Genomic DNA, 17,620 nt, shown 5'->3' on the forward strand with positions numbered 1-17,620 from the left:
TTTCTTCCTGGTCAAACTTGGCGTGGTGCCGGAGTTATCCGTTCAAACTGGTACGAGGCGCAGGAGAGAACGTACTGGCTGGCCGTTTCCGTGCGCAGGATGCGCGGACCGAGCGAAACGGAAAGGAAACCCTTTGCCTCTGCTTGTGCCACTTCCTCCGGGGAAAAACCTCCTTCAGGGCCAATGAGGACAAGCAAGGAATCGTCTGCCTGCATGTCCGACAGCACATGATGCAAGGAAGCGCCGCCTTCCTTCTCATAAGCGATGGCGCGGCGGGTATACTGTTCTCCCGCTTCGAGCGCCTCGCGGAACGAGACCGGGGGCAAAAGCTGCGGCAGCACGCTGCGATGGGACTGCTCCGCTGCTTCCTTCACGATCTTGCGCCAGCGCTCCAGCTTCTTCGCCTCTTTTTTCGCATCCAGCTTGACGATGGTACGCTCCGATGAAAACGGGAAAAAGGAGTACGCTCCAAGCTCCGTCCCCTTTTGCAAGATCCACTCCATCTTGTCGCCTTTGGGAAGCCCCTGGCCGATCGTCACGCGAATCGGCAATTCCCGCTGCTCCGCGAGCATTTCGACCACAGTCGCCCTTACTTCCTTGGCAGACAAATAGACAAGCCTGGCTACAGCAGACCTGCCTGCTCCGTCAGAGACGAAGATTTCTTCGCCTTCTCTGGCCCGCATCACATTTACGATGTGGTGGACGTCGTCTCCGACAATCGTGACTTCCTGTTCGGTAAAGTGGTCTGGCAGGGCAAAATATCGTTGCATCTCGCCAACCTCACTATTCTATCTTTTTTTCGAGACAATTGCTACCCAGTCGTCGATCATAATCGTTTCCACTACTTCCAGACCGGAATCGGCCAATGCCTTTTTCACGTCGGCTTCGCGCGCCTGGATGATGCCCGACGCGATGAACACGCCCTGCGGCTTCAGCACGCGATACACGTCATCGGTAAAGCGGACGATCACTTCCGCCAAGATGTTGGCGACGACGACCTCAACCGGCTCCTCGATGCCATCCAGCAGGTTGTTTTGTCTCACGGTAATTTTCTCGCTGACGCCATTCAGCTCGGTATTGGTCTGGGCAGAGCGCACGGCGACTTCGTCCAGATCCATCGCCAGCACGTGCTCGGCGCCGAGCTTGGCGGCGGCAATGCTTAGAATGGCAGTGCCTGTCCCAACGTCATAGACGCGGTCCCCTTTGACGAGGTACTTTTCCACGGCGCGCAGGCAGAGGATGGTCGTCGGATGGGTTCCGGTGCCAAACGCCATCCCCGGGTCCATCTCAATGATGATCTCTTCCGGATGACGCGGCTCGTACTCCTCCCAAACCGGCTTGATCGTCATCCGGTCGGTGACGTGCACAGGCTTGTAATACTTTTTCCAGGCGTGGGCCCACTCGTCTTCGTGCACATCGTTTACGGCAATGGTCGCCCCACCGATGTCCAAACCGTACTCGGTCAACTGGGCCAGCTGTTCCTTTAATTCCTCAACGACATCAAACAGCTCGCTGCTGTCAACCGGCAAGTATGCTTTGACGAATACGCCCTCGTCCGGAAAATCATCAGGAGAGAGCTGGTAGATTTCACCAAACGGTGTATCCCACTCACGATACAGCACCTCCGGGTCTTCGATGACGACCCCGTTGGCACCCATTTCATACAAAATGCTGGAAACCGCCTCCGTAGCCTCCGCTGTTGTATGGATACTGATTTCTGACCATTTCACGAATCTACCACTCCCTACGTGTGCTCCCTAGTTTACCGATGCTGTCCGAAGCGGACGAAACCGCGGCTGTTACTCGCCGCGGAATGCCCGTTTCATTTTTTCAAAAAAGCCTTCGTCTTCCCCGCCGTGCTGGCCGGGCTTTTCCCCCGACAATTCCGCCAGTTCCCGCAGCAGTTCTTTTTGCCTGTCGCTCAGTCTGGTCGGCGTGATGACGCGCACTTTGACGTGCTGATCGCCTCGTCCGTTGCCGCGCAAATGAGGAACGCCCTTGCCCCGCAAGCGGAAGAACGTATCGGTCTGTGTCCCTGCCGGAATCTTCAGCTTCACACGTCCATCGACCGTCGGCACCTCGATCTCGTCGCCAAGCGCTGCCTGCGCAAACGTGAGCGGCACTTCACAGTAAATATCATTGCCTTCGCGCTCGAAAAACTCATGGCTCTTCACGCGCAGGACGACGTACAAATCTCCAGGAGGTCCGCCGTTGATCCCCGGTTCGCCTTCGCCGGCGACGCGCAGTTGCGCTCCGTCATCCACACCGGCCGGAATGTTGAGATGAATTCTGCGGCGCACTTTCACGCGGCCACTGCCTCGGCAGGTCGTGCATTTTTCCTTGTACACCTTCCCTTTGCCTTCGCACACGGAACATACTCGTCGGTTGACGATCCGGCCAAACGGCGTGTTCGCCGCCACTTCCTGCTGTCCGGTCCCGTGACATGTCTTGCAAGTCTCAACGCCCGTACCCGGTTTGGCTCCAGAGCCGTGGCACGTATCGCACTCCGCTTCCTTGGGAATTTCCACGTCGGTTTCTTTCCCGAAGACCGCGTCGATAAATTCGATGCTAAGTCCGTATTGCAGATCGGAGCCTTTGCGCGGCGCATTCGGATTCGACCGCCGACCGCCGCCGAAAAACATATCAAAGATGTCTCCGAAGCCGCCCATGCCGGAGCCGTCGAAACCGCCTCCGAAGCCCTGGTTCGGGTCCTGATGGCCGAAGCGGTCGTACTGGGCGCGTTTTTGCGAATCGGACAGGACATCGTACGCTTCCTTTACTTCCTTGAACTTTTCTTCCGCGTCCGCGGCTTTATTTACATCCGGATGGTACTGGCGCGCCAGCTTGCGGTACGCTTTTTTAATCTCGTCATCGCTCGCGTCCTTGCTGACTCCCAGCACCTCGTAATAGTCGCGTTTCATCTCCTAGTATCACTCCCATGACAGTCAACTGTTATCATAGCATGCGGCAGACTTGAAAAAAAGTCAAAGTCAGCATTCCGTGACTTTGACTTTCATGGGTCACATCGCGGGGAGGCAAGGGGAAAACTCCCCCTGCCAGACTCCAACGTGATTACTTTTTATCGTCTACGACTTCGTAGTCTGCATCAACCACGTTGTCCTTCTTCGGCTCCTGGCCGCCTGCCGTTCCGCCTTGCGCAGCCTGGGAAGCTTGTGCGGCCTGCTCATACAGCTTCACAGAGATTTGTTGAACGATCTGGGCCAGTTCGTCTTTTGCAGCCTTGATCTCGTCGTTGTTGTTGCCCTCAAGCGCTTTTTTCAGCTTGTCTTTGGCTGCGTTGGCGCGATCGATTTCGCCCTGATCGACTTTGCCTTCAACGTCTTTCAGCGTTTTCTCGGACATGAATACGAGCTGATCCGCTTCGTTGCGGAGTTCTACCTGCTCCTTGCGTTTTTTGTCCGCTTCGGCATTCAGCTCCGCTTCTTTCACCATGCGCTCGATTTCTTCATCAGAAAGTCCGGAGCTTGCAGTGATGGTGATGCGTTGCTCTTTGCCGGTGCCCAAATCTTTCGCACGGACGTTTACGATCCCGTTCGCGTCGATATCGAAGGTTACTTCAATTTGCGGTACGCCGCGCGGTGCCGGCGGAATGTCCGTCAAGGTAAAGCGGCCCAATGTTTTGTTGTCGGCAGCCATTTGGCGTTCGCCTTGCAGCACGTGGATTTCCACGCCTGTCTGGTTGTCTGCTGCCGTGGAGAACACTTGCGATTTGCTGGTCGGGATCGTCGTATTGCGATCGATCAGCTTGGTAAATACGCCGCCCAGCGTTTCGATACCGAGAGAGAGCGGAGTCACGTCAAGCAGAACGACGTCTTTTACGTCACCAGTCAGTACCCCGGCTTGAACGGCAGCACCCAGCGCTACTACTTCGTCCGGGTTTACGCCTTTGTGCGGTTCTTTGCCGGTGAATTTTTTGATCGCTTCCTGTACAGCCGGAATCCGGGTAGAACCGCCGACGAGGATGACTTTATCGATTTCGTTCGGAGTGAGGCCTGCATCTTTGAGCGCTTGGCGGGTAGGACCCATGGTGCGCTCTACGAGGTGAGCAGACAGCTCTTCAAATTTCGCGCGGGTCAGGTTCATTTCCAAGTGTTTTGGACCTGTCGCATCTGCTGTGATAAACGGCAGGGAGATAGTCGTCGTCAGTACGCCGGACAAGTCTTTTTTCGCTTTCTCGGCAGCGTCTTTCAAACGTTGCTGTGCCATGCGGTCTTTGGACAGGTCGATGCCGTGTTCTTTTTTGAACTCGCTTACCAGGTAGTCGATGATGACCTGGTCGAAGTCGTCCCCGCCCAGCTGGTTGTCACCAGAGGTCGCTTTTACTTCAAAGAAGCCTTCGGACAGCTCGAGAATGGACACGTCAAAGGTACCGCCGCCAAGGTCAAATACGAGAACGGTCTGGTCATCCGACTTTTCCATACCGTATGCGAGTGCGGCTGCCGTTGGTTCGTTGACGATGCGCAATACTTCCAGACCTGCGATTTTGCCAGCGTCCTTGGTCGCCTGACGTTGGCTGTCGTTGAAGTAAGCAGGAACCGTAATAACTGCCTGCGTCACAGGTTGGCCCAGATAGCTTTCTGCGTCTGCTTTCAGCTTTTGCAGGATCATCGCAGAAATTTGTTGAGGGGTGTACTCATTGCCTTCCAGCTTTACTTTATGAGAAGTACCCATGTGGCGCTTGATGGAAATTACCGTATTGTCCGGGTTGGTAATGGCTTGACGTTTCGCCGCTTCCCCTACGATCCGCTCGCCGTTTTTGAAAGCGACGACAGACGGGGTGGTGCGGTTTCCTTCCGCATTGGCAATAACGACAGGCTCTCCGCCTTCCATGACTGCCACACAAGAGTTGGTAGTACCAAGGTCAATTCCAATTACGCGACTCATACTAAATGTCCTCCTAACGCATCACTGTCTAATGATATAGAGAAATGGATTTACTCGTTTACTTTGACCATCGCCGGACGAACGACGCGGTCTTTGAACATGTAGCCTTTTTGCAGCTCTTCTACAACGACGCCGGATTCAAATTCCGGGTCCTGCGCTTGCATCACTGCCTGGTGCACATGGGGATCAAACGGCTTGCCTTTTGCTTCGATCGGCGTCAGGCCTTCCTTGTCAAATACTTGCACCATCTGGCGGTAAACCATGTTCACGCCCGTCAGCAAGGAATCCAGCGTCATCGATTCCTTGTCGGCTGCCAAGGCGCGCTCGAAGTTGTCCAGGACCGGCAGCAGCTCTTCCACGATTTTCAGGGAAGCGTACTTGGCCAGGTCTTCCTGCTCCTTGCGTACACGTCTTCTCAGGTTTTCCATGTCAGCCAGGGCGCGCAGCATCCGGTTCTGGTGCTCTTCTGCCTGGGCCTTCCAATGGGCCGCTTCCTGTTCCCAGTTCACTTCTGCCGACTCTTGCTGCTCGGTCGCTTCTGTCTGCTCCTCTTCAGCAGTCGGGTCTTGCGTGATCTTTTCCTCGCTCAACGTCGATACCTCCTGCGGCTAACCCCGGCTACTATCCCGGGAGCCCTTCCTTCCATTTATTTCTCAAACTGCGAAGTCAGCATGCGCGAAAGGCCTTCCGCCAAATAGTTGAGCACGGTAATGACCTTGCCGTATTCCATTCGCGTCGGGCCCAGTATCCCTACCATTCCGACAGGCTTGCCGCCCAAGGAATACGAGGTAGTGATGATACTGCATTGCTTGATCGCGTCCAGCTGGTTTTCCTGACCGATGCGCACCGTGAGACCGTTTGTCGGAGTCCCGAACAGATGTACAAGCTGGTCACTTCGCTCCAATAGCTCCAAAATGTCCTTGACCTTTTCTACATCCCGGAACTCCGGTTGATCCATGATTTTGGTGGCACCGCGCAAATAGACACGGTCCTCTTCCTGTTGGACCAGTGATTTGTCGAGGAGATTCAGCATTTCTTCATACTGCTGTGTATGGCGGCGCATCTCGCCCGAAATCTCCTGGTAGAGGCGCTGGCGCAGTTGCCAGAGCGGCACGTCGGTGAGCTTGCTGTTGAGCAGATTGACGAGACGCTCGATCTCGGACGTCCCGATGCCATCCGGCAGCTCGATCAGCTTGTTCTCCACCCGGCCGGTGTGCGTGACCACGATGGCCACCGCCTGTTTTTCGTTCAGAGGAACGATCTGGATATGTTTTAACCGATGCTCAAAAATCTCCGGCCCCAGCACGACGGCCGTGTAGTTCGTCAGCTGGGAAAGCATTTGAGCGGTGTATTCCACTACCTGCTCGATATGCAGAATACGCTCGGCAAACAACTGTTTCAGCTTCCCCAATTCAGCTTCATTCAACAGGTGCGGCTGAATCAGGTTGTCAACGTAAAAGCGGTACCCTTTGGTAGAAGGGACGCGTCCCGCTGAAGTGTGCGGCTGTTCAAGATACCCCAGCTCCTCCAGGTCGGACATTTCATTGCGGATTGTCGCCGAGGACAACCCGATGTCTTCCCGTTTGGAGATCGTGCGGGAGCCAACAGGTTCGGCTGAATGAATGTAATTATCGACGATCGCATTCAAAATCAATTGTTGACGGTCAGATAACATAAATGTCTTTCGCCTCCCTGTTGTTAGCACTCATCGCCATCGAGTGCTAATTCTATTTACTAAGGTATCAATAGTAGAAGGATTTGTCAACGGACTTCATGTGTTCCGCCGTCAAAATGGTACAAAATTCGCCGCGGCAGAAGCATCACCGCAAAAAGCGGGCAAATACCTCATTGCCGAGCGGCAGCCCTCTTTTCGTCAGGCGAAGGAACCCGTCCCGCTCCTCGAGCATCCCTTTGGCAACCTCTTCTTCGATTATTTTTCCAAATATATCGTGTACAGATACGCCAAAACGCTGCGCGAACCGCTCCAGCTCCACGCCTTCCGTCAAGCGCAGGCCGAGAATCATCTGCTCCTCCATGGCGTCCTCGCGGGGAACGGCAAACTGTTCGACGCGCGGCAGCCCTTCCTTGCTCATCTGCATGTAGACCGCCAGCGGCCCCGCGTTTACATGCCGCTCGCCGTTCACGTAGCCGTGGGCCCCTGCACCCAATCCATAGTATTCGTTATTGAGCCAATAGGTTTTATTATGTTTGCTTTCAAAGCCTTTTTTTGCAAAATTGCTGATCTCGTACTGAAGGTAGCCGCGTTTCTCCATTTCCTCGATCAGGAGCATGTACATCGCCAGCTCTGTCTCCTCCGAAGGCAGGGGAAGCTGGTCTTTTTGGTACAAGGTATGAAACAGCGTGTTTTCCTCCACCTTCAGGCTGTACGCCGAAAAGTGGGTCGTGCCGAGCGCAAACGCCTTCTCAAGCGTATCGCGGAAAATCTCCATCGTCTGGTCAGGCAGCCCGAACATCAGGTCGATCGTAATATTTTCAAAGCCGACCTCGCGCGCATTGTCGATGCTGCGGTACACGTCGTCCGTATCGTGGATGCGGCCCAGCCGCTTCAGCAGAGCGTTGTCGAATGACTGCACGCCGAAGCTGAGGCGATTGACCCCCAGCTCGCGCATGACGCGCAGCTTTTCCACGTCCGTCGTGCCCGGATTGGCTTCCATCGTAAATTCGAGATCGTCCGTCCAGTATGCCCCAAGGCAATTCTGCACCGTCTCCAGAAACATCCGCATCTGCGCGCGGTCGAGAAACGTCGGAGTCCCTCCCCCGACAAAGACCGTCTTGACCGGCCCCGGCGGCTGGCAGGAAAAGGTCCGTTCCATCTCCTTTTTCAGCGCCTCGAGGTAGTCCCAGACCAACTGCGGATTGTTGGTGACAAATGAGTTGAAATCACAGTAATAGCACTTGTTGGTGCAAAAGGGAATGTGGATGTAAACCGATTGCGGCTGCATGTCCCTTCCCCTCCTTTTCCGTTAACAGAATGGAAAAGACCTGACACATGGTCAGGCCTACTTCTTGTCATCCATGCGCAACACAGCCATGAAGGCCTCCTGCGGCACCTCAACGGAACCGACAGATTTCATGCGCTTCTTACCTTCTTTTTGTTTTTCAAGCAGCTTGCGCTTCCGGGAGATGTCCCCGCCGTAGCACTTCGCCAAAACGTTTTTGCGCAGGGCGCTGATCGTCTCGCGGGCCACGACCTTCTGGCCGATCGCCGCCTGAATGGGCACCTCGAACTGCTGGCGAGGAATCAGTTCCTTCAGCTTTTCGCAAATAACCTTGCCGCGCGCGTACGCTGTATCTTTGTGCACGATGAAGGACAGGGCGTCCACCATCTCGCCGTTGAGCAAAATGTCCATTTTCACCAGCTTGGACGGTTTGTAGCCGCCAAGCTCGTAGTCGAACGAGGCGTATCCGCGCGTGCCGGACTTCAGCAGGTCGAAGAAGTCGTATACGATCTCGGACAAAGGCATGTCGTATTTGAGCTGCACGCGGTTTTCGCCCATGTACTGCATGTCAATGAAGTCGCCGCGCTTGCCCTGGCACAGCTGCATGACGTCGCCGACGTACTCTTTCGGCACCATGATCGTGGACATGACGTACGGCTCTTCGATCATCTCGATCTTTTGCACTTCCGGCATTTTCGACGGGTTGTCGATCTCCAGCACTTCGCCGTTCGTCTTCGTGATGCGGTAAATAACGCTCGGAGCAGTCGTAATCAGGTTGATGTTGAATTCCCGCTCGATCCGCTCCTGGATGATCTCCATGTGCAGCAATCCAAGGAAGCCGCAGCGGAAGCCAAAGCCGAGCGCCTGCGAGGTCTCCGGCTCGAACTGCAGGGAAGCGTCATTCAGCTGCAGCTTTTCCAGAGCTTCGCGCAGGTCGTTGTACTCGTTCGTCTCAATCGGGTACAGCCCGCAAAATACCATCGGGTTGATCTTGCGGTAGCCTGGCAGCGGCTCGGCGGCAGGACGGCTCGCATCCGTGATGGTATCCCCTACGCGCGTATCGCCCACTGTTTTAATGGAAGCGGCCACGTAGCCGACATCGCCGACAGTGAGCTCTTCCACCTGCGTCTGGCGCGGCGTGGACGTCCCGATTTCCGTCACCTCGAACGTCTTGCCCGTCGCCATCATTTTGATTTTCATGCCTTTGCGCAGCGTCCCGTTTACGACGCGGATCGAAGCGATGACACCGCGGTACGCATCGAAGTAAGAGTCAAAGATCAAGGCTTGCAACGGCGCATCCGGATCTCCCTCCGGCGCCGGCACTTTTTGCACGACGGCCTCCAGCACTTCCTTAATCCCGATGCCCGCTTTGGCAGAAGTGAGCACGGCCTCGCTGGCATCCAGCCCGATGACGTCCTCTACCTCTTGCTTCACGCGCTCCGGCTCTGCGCTTGGCAGGTCGATTTTGTTGATAACCGGAATGATCTCCAGGTTGCTGTCGAGTGCCAAATAGACGTTAGCCAGCGTCTGTGCTTCGATCCCTTGCGCTGCGTCCACGACGAGGATCGCCCCTTCACAGGCAGCCAGGCTGCGGGACACTTCGTACGTAAAGTCGACGTGTCCGGGGGTATCAATCAGGTGCAGGATGTACTCCTCACCGTCATCAGCTTTATAGTTCAAACGCACGGCATTCAGCTTGATCGTAATGCCGCGCTCCTTTTCCAGCTCCATCGTATCCAGAAACTGGGCTTCCATCTCACGCTCAGTGAGCGCGCCGGTCAATTCCAGAATCCGGTCAGCCAGCGTAGACTTCCCATGGTCAATGTGGGCAATGATGGAAAAATTTCGTATCCTTTTCTGTCTTTCACGGCGATCCATGTGTTGTTCGTTCCCTCCCACGCGAATCCATCCAAAACGTCCCGGATTGCGGTCGCAAAAAAATACACTAACGGTAATTATATCAAACGCATCACTTTGGGCGCAACAAAAGAGAATGGGGCATTTGTCTCGAGACTGCAAGTTCCCCAGCAAAAAGAGGGAAAAAGCAGGAGCATTGCCGCCACCGTGCCTGAGAAAAGCAAAAACGGACCTTCCTGAGAAGGCCCGCACCTTTCAACTTGATGACCCGGGTTTCGCCGCATTCGTCTGCCTAGCCAATGACGGTCAAGTTTTTCGGGAACTGCGTCAACACTTCGACTCCTGTTTCCGTCACGAGCACGTTGTCCTCGATCCGTACTCCGCCGAGACCTGGCACGTAGATTCCCGGCTCGATCGTAAACACCATGCCAGCGCGCAGCGTGTCCTGATTTTCTCCATGAACAGAAGGATATTCATGTACTTCCATGCCCAGTCCGTGACCAAGGCGGTGTATGAAATACTCTCCGTAGCCTTTCGCCGCAATCACGTCGCGGGCGGTCTTGTCGAGATGGGCAAACGTGACGCCAGGACGCACTTCGGCGATCGCCGCTTCATTCGCGGCCAGGACCGTCTCGTAAATCTCCCGCAGCTGGTCGTTGATCTCCCCAACGGCAAACGTCCGCGTAATATCAGAAACATAGCCGTTTGCCTCAACGCCGATATCAAACAGCAGCAGGTCACCTTCCTGCACCTGACGCGTACCCGGTTTTCCGTGCGGCAGCGCGGATTTTTCACCTGACAATACCATCGAAGTGAAAGACGGCCCTTCTGCCCCCAGACGCTTCATCTGGAACTCCAGTTCAGCCACGAGCTCCATCTCGGTTACACCCGGCTTTGCCTTTTTCAACGTCTCGCGCAGCGAATCCTCGACCAACCGGATCGCATGCTTCATACGAGCGACTTCATCCGCAGACTTGATCAGACGCATTTCGCGGATGGGCTCCTCCACATCCACGTAGCGGGAAGCCTGAACAACCGCGTTCATCGCTTCGTATCGTTCGACAGTCATGTGGCTTTTTTCAATGCCCAGCTGCCTGATATTCGCAGGCAAGGTTTGCTTCAAGACTTCGTACGGGTTTTGCGTATCCGTATGGGTGAAAATCGTTTGGACGGAAGAAGCCGCTGCTGCAGCTTCCCGATCCAGTGCAGGCACGATCAGCGACGGTTCGCCATGCGCCGGAATGATCAGACCCAGAAAGCGCTCATGGGGATCTGTAAAGAAACCGGTCAAATAGTACACATGCTTGGGAGAAGTAATCAGCACCGCATCGAGTTGTTGTTTGACGAGAAAATCGTGCAGCTTCTGAATGCGTTCCTGGAACAAGTTCGTCACCTGGCTTTCCCGAATGTAGTCTACTGCGAGGATACCATTTCACTCTGAAAAAAAGAAGCGTATTCCGGAAAATTTCAATACAATCATAATTTTATCCAAAAAGTGAACAGCGAAAGCGGGAGGGGAATATTCTCCCTCCCGTTGATTTGCCTTTTAGTTTTTCATCCTTGGATCGAGCGCATCGCGCAAGCCGTCGCCGATCAGGTTAAAGCCAAGGACCGTAAGCATGATGGACAAGCCCGGAAAAATGACCGTCCAGGGCGCTTTCTGGATGTATTGGCGGGAGTCCGACAGCATTTTGCCCCATTCCGGCTCCGGCGGCTGCGCCCCCAACCCGAGAAAGCCGAGAGCTGCCGCTTCGATGATCGCAGTCGCAATCCCCATGGTGCCGGTTACGATGATCGGCGCCAGGCTGTTCGGCAAAATATGCTGGAGCAAAATCCGCGAATCTTTCATCCCGATGGCCCGCGCCGCCATGACGAATTCTTCTTCCTTCAGGCTGAGGACTCGTGAACGGACGAGACGGCCAAACGTCGGGATGTTGATGATCGCGATGGCGAGCAGCGCATTTTGCAGCGACGGCCCCAAAATGGCGACGATCGCAATCGCGAGCAAAATGCTCGGAAACGCCAGCATGATGTCAAAAAGACGCGAAATGAGCGTGTCGATCCACTTGCCGTAATAGCCGGCCAACAGCCCAAGGATCGTACCGGCGACAACAGAACCAATCACGGAAAACGTACCGACCCACAAGGAGATGCGCGCACCGTACACGACACGGCTGAATACATCCCGTCCGTTGTAATCCGTGCCGAACCAATGCTCTCCTGACGGCGGCTTGTTCTTCATCACCAGTTCGCCTTCGTCGTACGGGTACGGCGCGATGAGCGGAGCGAACACGGCGACGAGAATGAAAAACAAAATGATGCACAGCCCGACCATCGCCAGCTTGTTTTTCCGCAAGGTCCGCCAGGCTTCCTGCCAAGGCGAAAGAATCTGTTCGTCCTTCACTTGCAAAGGTACAGTTTGCGCTTGAGTATTTGCCATGTCTCCTGTCCCCCTAGCGATATTTGATGCGCGGATCAATGTAGGCATACAGGAGGTCGACCAGCAGGTTAATCAGCACGAAGATCGTGGCGATGACCAGAATGCCTGATTGAATCACCGGGTAGTCGCGATTTCCAATAGCCGTAAAGATGTAGCGGCCTACCCCCGGCCACCCGAAGATCGTCTCCGTAAGCACGGCGCCCCCCAGCAGCAAGCCTGTTTGCAAGCCGATCACGGTCAGGACCGGGATCATGGCGTTCTTCAAGGCGTGCTTGTAGACGACCCAAAATTGCGCCAGACCTTTTGCCCTCGCCGTTCTCACGTAGTCCGCACGCATGACCTCCAGCATGCTGGAACGGGTGATGCGGGCGATGATCGCCATCGGGATGGTCCCCAGAGCGATTCCCGGCAAGATCAGATGTTTGATGACCTCCCACAGCTGATCCCACTGTCCGGCGATAAGCGTATCCAATATATAGAACTGCGTAATGGCCTCCACGGGATTACGCGAATTGTCACGACCAACTGATGGGAGCCACTTCAGCTCTTGTGCAAAGAGCCACTGCTCCATCAAACCAAGCCAGAAGATTGGCATGGAGACGCCAATCAAGGCGATCAGCATCGCACAGTAGTCAAACCAGGAGTTTTGTTTCCACGCTGAAAGAATACCTGCATTTACACCGATAATGACTGCGAACAGCATGCTGACGATCGTCAATTCCGTCGTCGCCGCCAAATAAGGACCAATTTCTTGCGTAATGCTGGCACCGGAGTGCAAGGATACCCCCAGGTCTCCGGACAAAATCTGCTTCAGATAATCAAAGTATTGAATGTACCACGGTTCATTCAGACCGAGCGCTTCCCGCAAGTCGGCGATTGCCTTTGGACTTGCTTTCTCCCCCAAAATCGTGAGAGCCGGATCACCTGGGATGGCACGTATAATAGAAAAAACGACGATGGACATGCCCAACAGAACGGGGATGAGCATGAGAATTCTTCGGATGCTGTAGGATAGCAACGCCATCTCCTCGCTTTCCATAGTAAAAGACTTGCGATGCTACAGAGCAAAGCGTTGAAAATACATAGGGAAAGGGCAAGAAGAGGGATGCTCTCCTCTTACCCTTTCAGCAAGTTGTTTTCGATTTGCCCTATTCTTTGAAATCAACCTTCTCCAAGCTCTCGGAGCCTTTTGGATGCGGTTTGTAGTTGATGACGTTTGCTTTTGCAGCCAACGCAGGAGTGGAGTGCGCCAGCGGAACCATCGGTACATCCTTGAAGATGATTTCCTGTACTTGCTGGTACAGTTTCTCACGTTCTTCCTTCGTAGTTGCAGATTGCGCCTGCATCAGCAGCTTGTGGGCTTCTTCGTTTGCCCAGCGTGTACGGTTGTTGCCGCCGATGTTGTTTTTGTCAAGCAAGGTAGCGAGGAAGTTGTCGGGGTCTCCGTTGTCACCCGTCCATCCAAGCAGGAACATTTCTTGCTCGCCCGCTTTGGTTTTTTCCAGGTAAGTAGCCCATTCCATGGTGACAATCTCGGCGTCGACGCCGATCTTTTTCAAATCTTGCTGGATGGCTTCAGCGATCTTCACGCCATCCGGCATGTACGGACGAGGTACAGGCATCGCCCAGAACTTGATTTTGAAGCCGTTCGGATAGCCTGCTTCTGCAAGCAGTTGCTTCGCTTTGTCCAGGTTGAACTCGCGATCTTTGATGCTGCTGTTGTAGCCCCAGATAGAAGGCGGCATCGGGTTGACTGCCGGTTCGCCCAGTCCGGCGAAGAACGCTTCAATGAGCGCCGGTTTGTTAATCGCATAGGCGATTGCTTCACGAACTTTTTGGTTGTCGAGCGGTTTTTTCTCCACGTTGAAACCGAGGAAACCGATGTTCATGGACGGACGCAAAATCAGTTGCAGGTCTGGATTGTCCTTCACTGTTTGCGCGTCATCCGGGTTCAGGCCGTCCATCAGGTCGATCTCGCCGGCGGTCAGGGCAGTCAGGCGAGCCGTGTTTTCAGGAATGACCTTGAAGACGAGCTTATCCACCTTCGGATAGCCGGCGTTCCAGTAATTCGGGTTTTTCTCCAGCGTGATCGTGTCGTTGCGCTTCCACTCCTTGAAAATGAATGGACCCGTCCCGACAGGGTTCTCATTGAACTTCTCTGGTCCCATCTTTTGCACGGCGGTCGGCGAAGCGATCGCGAAGCAAGACATTCCCAGGTTTTGGATGAACGGAGCCAACGGACGGTTCAGCGTGAATTTCACCGTCAGCGGATCGACCGCTTCCACGGATTTGATCACGTGATCCTTGTCGCCTTTGTAGCCGCCGAACATGTCGTTGTAGTATTCATAGCCTTCCTTGTTGTGCTGCGGATGGTTTTTGTCCATCCAGCGCTCGAAGTTCCATTTGACCGCTTCCGCATTGAAATCCGTGCCGTCATGGAATTTCACGCCGGAGCGCAGATGGAAGGTATAGGTCAGGCCGTCCGGGGAAATCTCCCATTTTTCCGCGAGGGACGGAACGACTTGCGTGGTCTCTTCCTCGTAGCCTACCAGGGTATCGAATACGTTTTCCGTCACTTTAAAAGATTCGCCATCCGTTTGCTGGATCGGGTCCAGGCCGACGGAATCGCCGCCGCGACCTACAATCAGCTGCTTGGGACCGGATTTTGCCGGTTCTGCTGCAGGCGTTGCTGTTTCTGTCTTTGGCTGCTCTGCCGGCTTTTGCGCCGTTTGAGATCCGCTGCATCCAGTCAGCAGCATGGCGATCGCCAGCAGGCTGGTCATGGCAGCAGAGAGAACTCTCTTCTTCATGAAATAAATCCCCCTCTTCTAGGTTTTCAGATTCTTCTCTTGGCAGAGAACAGTTTGAGTCGCTACTGCTTCGCATCCCCCCTTTGACGAGGCACCCGACGGCTCGCACGCTGGACGCCAGCTATGATTTGTACAGATGGCAAGCCACGAAATGTCCGTCTCCCACATCCTGGAAGGCTGGCCGCACGGTGCGGCATTCCTCTGTCACGTGAGGGCAGCGCGTATGGAAGGTACAGCCACTCGGCGGGTTGGCCGGGCTGGGCACATCTCCCTGCAGGATCACGCGTTCCCGAACTGCGTCCGGGTCCGGCGTCGGCACAGCCGAAAGCAGAGCTTTGGTGTACGGGTGAAGCGGCGTGCTGTACAGCTGCTCGCTGCTCGTCAGCTCCACAATGCGCCCGAGATACATGACCCCGACCCGGTCGCTGATATGCCGGACCACGCTCAGATCGTGCGCGATGAACAAATATGTAAGACCGAGGTCGCGCTGCAAATCTTGCATCAGGTTCAGCACCTGGGACTGGATCGACACGTCCAGCGCCGATACCGGTTCGTCTGCGACGATCAGCTTGGGATTGAGCATCAGCGCCCGGGCAATCCCGATGCGCTGGCGCTGGCCGCCGCTGAACTGGTGCGGATACCTGCGCGCATGATAGCTGCTCAGTCCGACGACTTCCAGCATCTCCTCCACCCGTTTTTTCCGCTCAGCTGCTGTGCCGATCCCGTGGACGACGAGCGGTTCTTCCAGAATCTTTTCAATATTGTGACGAGGATTGAGAGAAGCGAACGGGTCCTGAAAGACGATTTGCATATCGCGCCGCATTTTGCGCATTTCGTCCGCAGAGAGCGCCGTTACATTTACCCCGTCAAAATGCACTTCTCCTGCAGTCGGTTCGATCAGCCGCAGCAGGGAACGCCCGGTCGTCGATTTTCCGCAGCCGCTCTCTCCTACCAATCCCAGCGTTTCTCCCCGTTTGACGGAAAACGAGACATCGTCTACCGCCTTGACGACCCCAATCTCCCCTCCAAGGACACCGCCTGTGATCGGGTAGTATTTTTTCAAGTTTTTTACGACGAGCAGTTCTTCAGTCACCTGCATGCTCCTTTCGGGTTATTGGCTTATCCAGCAGCGCGAGCGATGGTTCTCTCCCACCGTCCTCAGCTCAGGCATCTCGGAGCGGCAGCGATCAGTCGCCTGGCCGCAGCGAGGCGCAAAGCGGCATCCCACTTTGAGCGAGCCTGGAACGGGCACGTTCCCTGGGATGGAATATAGACGCTCCTGTTGTTTGTCCAGCTTGGGCAACGACTGCAGCAAGCCGAGCGTATACGGATGCTGCGGATTTTTCAGGATTGTCCGCACATCCCCTTCTTCGATCACGTTTCCGGCGTACATGACAACGACCCGGTGGCACATCTCCGCCACAACGCCAAGGTCGTGAGTAATCAGCATGATCGCCGTGTCTGACTCCCGGTTGCACTGCCGCATCAGGTCCAGAATCTGCGCCTGAATCGTCACGTCGAGCGCTGTCGTCGGCTCGTCCGCAATCAGCAGCTCGGGATCACAGGCCATTGCCATGGCGATCATGACGCGCTGGCGCATCCCTCCGGACAACTGGTGCGGGTATTCGTCCAAAATAGCTTCCGCGCGCGGGATGCCCACTTTTCTCAGCATCTCGACCGCACGCTGCCTGGCTTCCTTTTTGCTCGCCTTCGTATGTAAACGGATTGCCTCCCCGATCTGATCCCCAATCGTAAAAAGCGGATTGAGCGAGGTCATCGGTTCCTGAAAGATCATGGCAATTTCATTTCCGCGTATTTCGCGCATCCGTTTATCATCGGCCTTCACCAAATCCTCTCCCTTGAAGCGGATCGAGCCGCCGACGATCTTTCCGGGAGGATTGGGCACCAGCTTCATGACGGAAAGGGAGGTCACACTTTTTCCACACCCGGACTCTCCTACGATGCCTACGATTTCACCTTTGTTTACTGTGATCGTCACACCGTCAACAGCTGGAATCTGGCCGCGGTCCGTAAAAAAGTGCGTCTGCAAGTTTTCGATTTGTAGGACAGGCTGTGACACGGGGCGCACCTCTCTTGCCGATATATTCAATAGAAATAGTTCTATCAGTAGATATTATGCCATTAGTACAATTTTTTGGCAACACAATAAATTCAAATAATTATATCTTGACTGACTATACAAAACATTGTTTTCATATCAGGGAAAGAGGGGATTTTTTCTCGCCCACTGCCTTTTGCAACGAAAAAGACCCGCGTCTGCGGGACTTTTGGCTATCGCTGCTCCTCCCAGTTATTTTTTTGCTCATAAACAAATCCTTATGGTTCAAAGAGACTCCCTACCCAGTCGACGAAGGTTTTGGCGCCGCTTTTGATCGTGGACCCCAATGTCATCCCCATGTTGCTCATGTAATTGACTACTTTTTCCGGCCCCGCTGTCTGCACTTGTTTGCCCATCACCGCGATTTCCATTTTCCCCTGATCCATTTTCTTGATGTAAAAGGTCTGCGGCTCTTGCTCGGGCAAGCCGCTCACCTTGGCAATCCCCCGTTCTGCCGTTTGCAGGCCCAAAACGACTCCGATCAGCAGGACGATCAAAAGCCCTGTCAATTTTGCAGTCACGTTCATGT

The 17,620-nt window shown here is 54.7% G+C and carries 15 protein-coding genes; all 15 read right to left on the reverse strand.

The window, feature by feature from the left end:
* Positions 1-11 precede the first annotated feature (11 nt).
* Positions 12-770 carry a 16S rRNA (uracil(1498)-N(3))-methyltransferase gene (locus ACFSO0_RS07105; protein ID WP_376878365.1) on the reverse strand — a complete coding sequence of 253 codons (759 nt, stop codon included), beginning with the start codon at positions 768-770 and terminating at the stop codon, positions 12-14.
* Positions 771-788: 18 nt separating this feature from the next.
* Complete coding sequence (gene prmA, locus ACFSO0_RS07110) at positions 789-1,730, reverse strand: 50S ribosomal protein L11 methyltransferase (RefSeq protein ID WP_376878368.1); 942 nt, start codon at positions 1,728-1,730, stop codon at positions 789-791.
* A 69-nt stretch (positions 1,731-1,799) separates the two neighbouring features.
* Positions 1,800-2,921, reverse strand: a complete 1,122-nt coding sequence (gene dnaJ / locus ACFSO0_RS07115; protein ID WP_376878371.1) for a molecular chaperone DnaJ — start codon at positions 2,919-2,921, stop codon at positions 1,800-1,802.
* A 151-nt stretch (positions 2,922-3,072) separates the two neighbouring features.
* Positions 3,073-4,905 (reverse strand): molecular chaperone DnaK, encoded by a 1,833-nt coding sequence (dnaK, locus tag ACFSO0_RS07120; RefSeq protein WP_376878374.1) that lies wholly within the window; start codon positions 4,903-4,905, stop codon positions 3,073-3,075.
* Between the two features lie 50 nt (positions 4,906-4,955).
* The gene (gene grpE / locus ACFSO0_RS07125) at positions 4,956-5,495 is read right to left on the reverse strand and encodes a nucleotide exchange factor GrpE (protein ID WP_376878377.1); all 540 of its coding nucleotides are present in this window, start codon (positions 5,493-5,495) and stop codon (positions 4,956-4,958) included.
* A gap of 56 nt (positions 5,496-5,551) precedes the next feature.
* A complete protein-coding gene (hrcA, locus tag ACFSO0_RS07130; RefSeq protein WP_376878380.1) occupies positions 5,552-6,580 on the reverse strand; it encodes a heat-inducible transcriptional repressor HrcA in 1,029 nt (342 codons plus the stop codon).
* 145 nt (positions 6,581-6,725) lie between these two features.
* A complete protein-coding gene (gene hemW / locus ACFSO0_RS07135) occupies positions 6,726-7,868 on the reverse strand; it encodes a radical SAM family heme chaperone HemW (protein WP_376878383.1) in 1,143 nt (380 codons plus the stop codon).
* Between the two features lie 57 nt (positions 7,869-7,925).
* Complete coding sequence (gene lepA, locus ACFSO0_RS07140) at positions 7,926-9,743, reverse strand: translation elongation factor 4 (RefSeq protein WP_376878386.1); 1,818 nt, start codon at positions 9,741-9,743, stop codon at positions 7,926-7,928.
* A gap of 271 nt (positions 9,744-10,014) precedes the next feature.
* A complete protein-coding gene (locus ACFSO0_RS07145; RefSeq protein ID WP_376878889.1) occupies positions 10,015-11,106 on the reverse strand; it encodes a M24 family metallopeptidase in 1,092 nt (363 codons plus the stop codon).
* A 162-nt stretch (positions 11,107-11,268) separates the two neighbouring features.
* Positions 11,269-12,162 (reverse strand): ABC transporter permease, encoded by an 894-nt coding sequence (locus tag ACFSO0_RS07150; protein ID WP_376878389.1) that lies wholly within the window; start codon positions 12,160-12,162, stop codon positions 11,269-11,271.
* A gap of 13 nt (positions 12,163-12,175) precedes the next feature.
* Positions 12,176-13,186 carry an ABC transporter permease gene (locus ACFSO0_RS07155; RefSeq protein WP_376878392.1) on the reverse strand — a complete coding sequence of 337 codons (1,011 nt, stop codon included), beginning with the start codon at positions 13,184-13,186 and terminating at the stop codon, positions 12,176-12,178.
* A 124-nt stretch (positions 13,187-13,310) separates the two neighbouring features.
* Positions 13,311-14,972, reverse strand: a complete 1,662-nt coding sequence (locus ACFSO0_RS07160; RefSeq protein WP_376878395.1) for an ABC transporter substrate-binding protein — start codon at positions 14,970-14,972, stop codon at positions 13,311-13,313.
* Positions 14,973-15,093: 121 nt separating this feature from the next.
* A complete protein-coding gene (locus ACFSO0_RS07165; RefSeq protein ID WP_376878398.1) occupies positions 15,094-16,065 on the reverse strand; it encodes an ABC transporter ATP-binding protein in 972 nt (323 codons plus the stop codon).
* An 18-nt stretch (positions 16,066-16,083) separates the two neighbouring features.
* Complete coding sequence (locus ACFSO0_RS07170) at positions 16,084-17,052, reverse strand: ABC transporter ATP-binding protein (RefSeq protein ID WP_376878400.1); 969 nt, start codon at positions 17,050-17,052, stop codon at positions 16,084-16,086.
* Between the two features lie 257 nt (positions 17,053-17,309).
* A complete protein-coding gene (locus ACFSO0_RS07175; protein ID WP_376878402.1) occupies positions 17,310-17,618 on the reverse strand; it encodes a DUF3679 domain-containing protein in 309 nt (102 codons plus the stop codon).
* Positions 17,619-17,620: the final 2 nt, after the last annotated feature.

The organism is Brevibacillus sp. GCM10020057 (assembly GCF_042683565.1).
In the GTDB taxonomy this organism is placed as follows: Bacteria; Bacillota; Bacilli; order Brevibacillales; family Brevibacillaceae; genus Brevibacillus.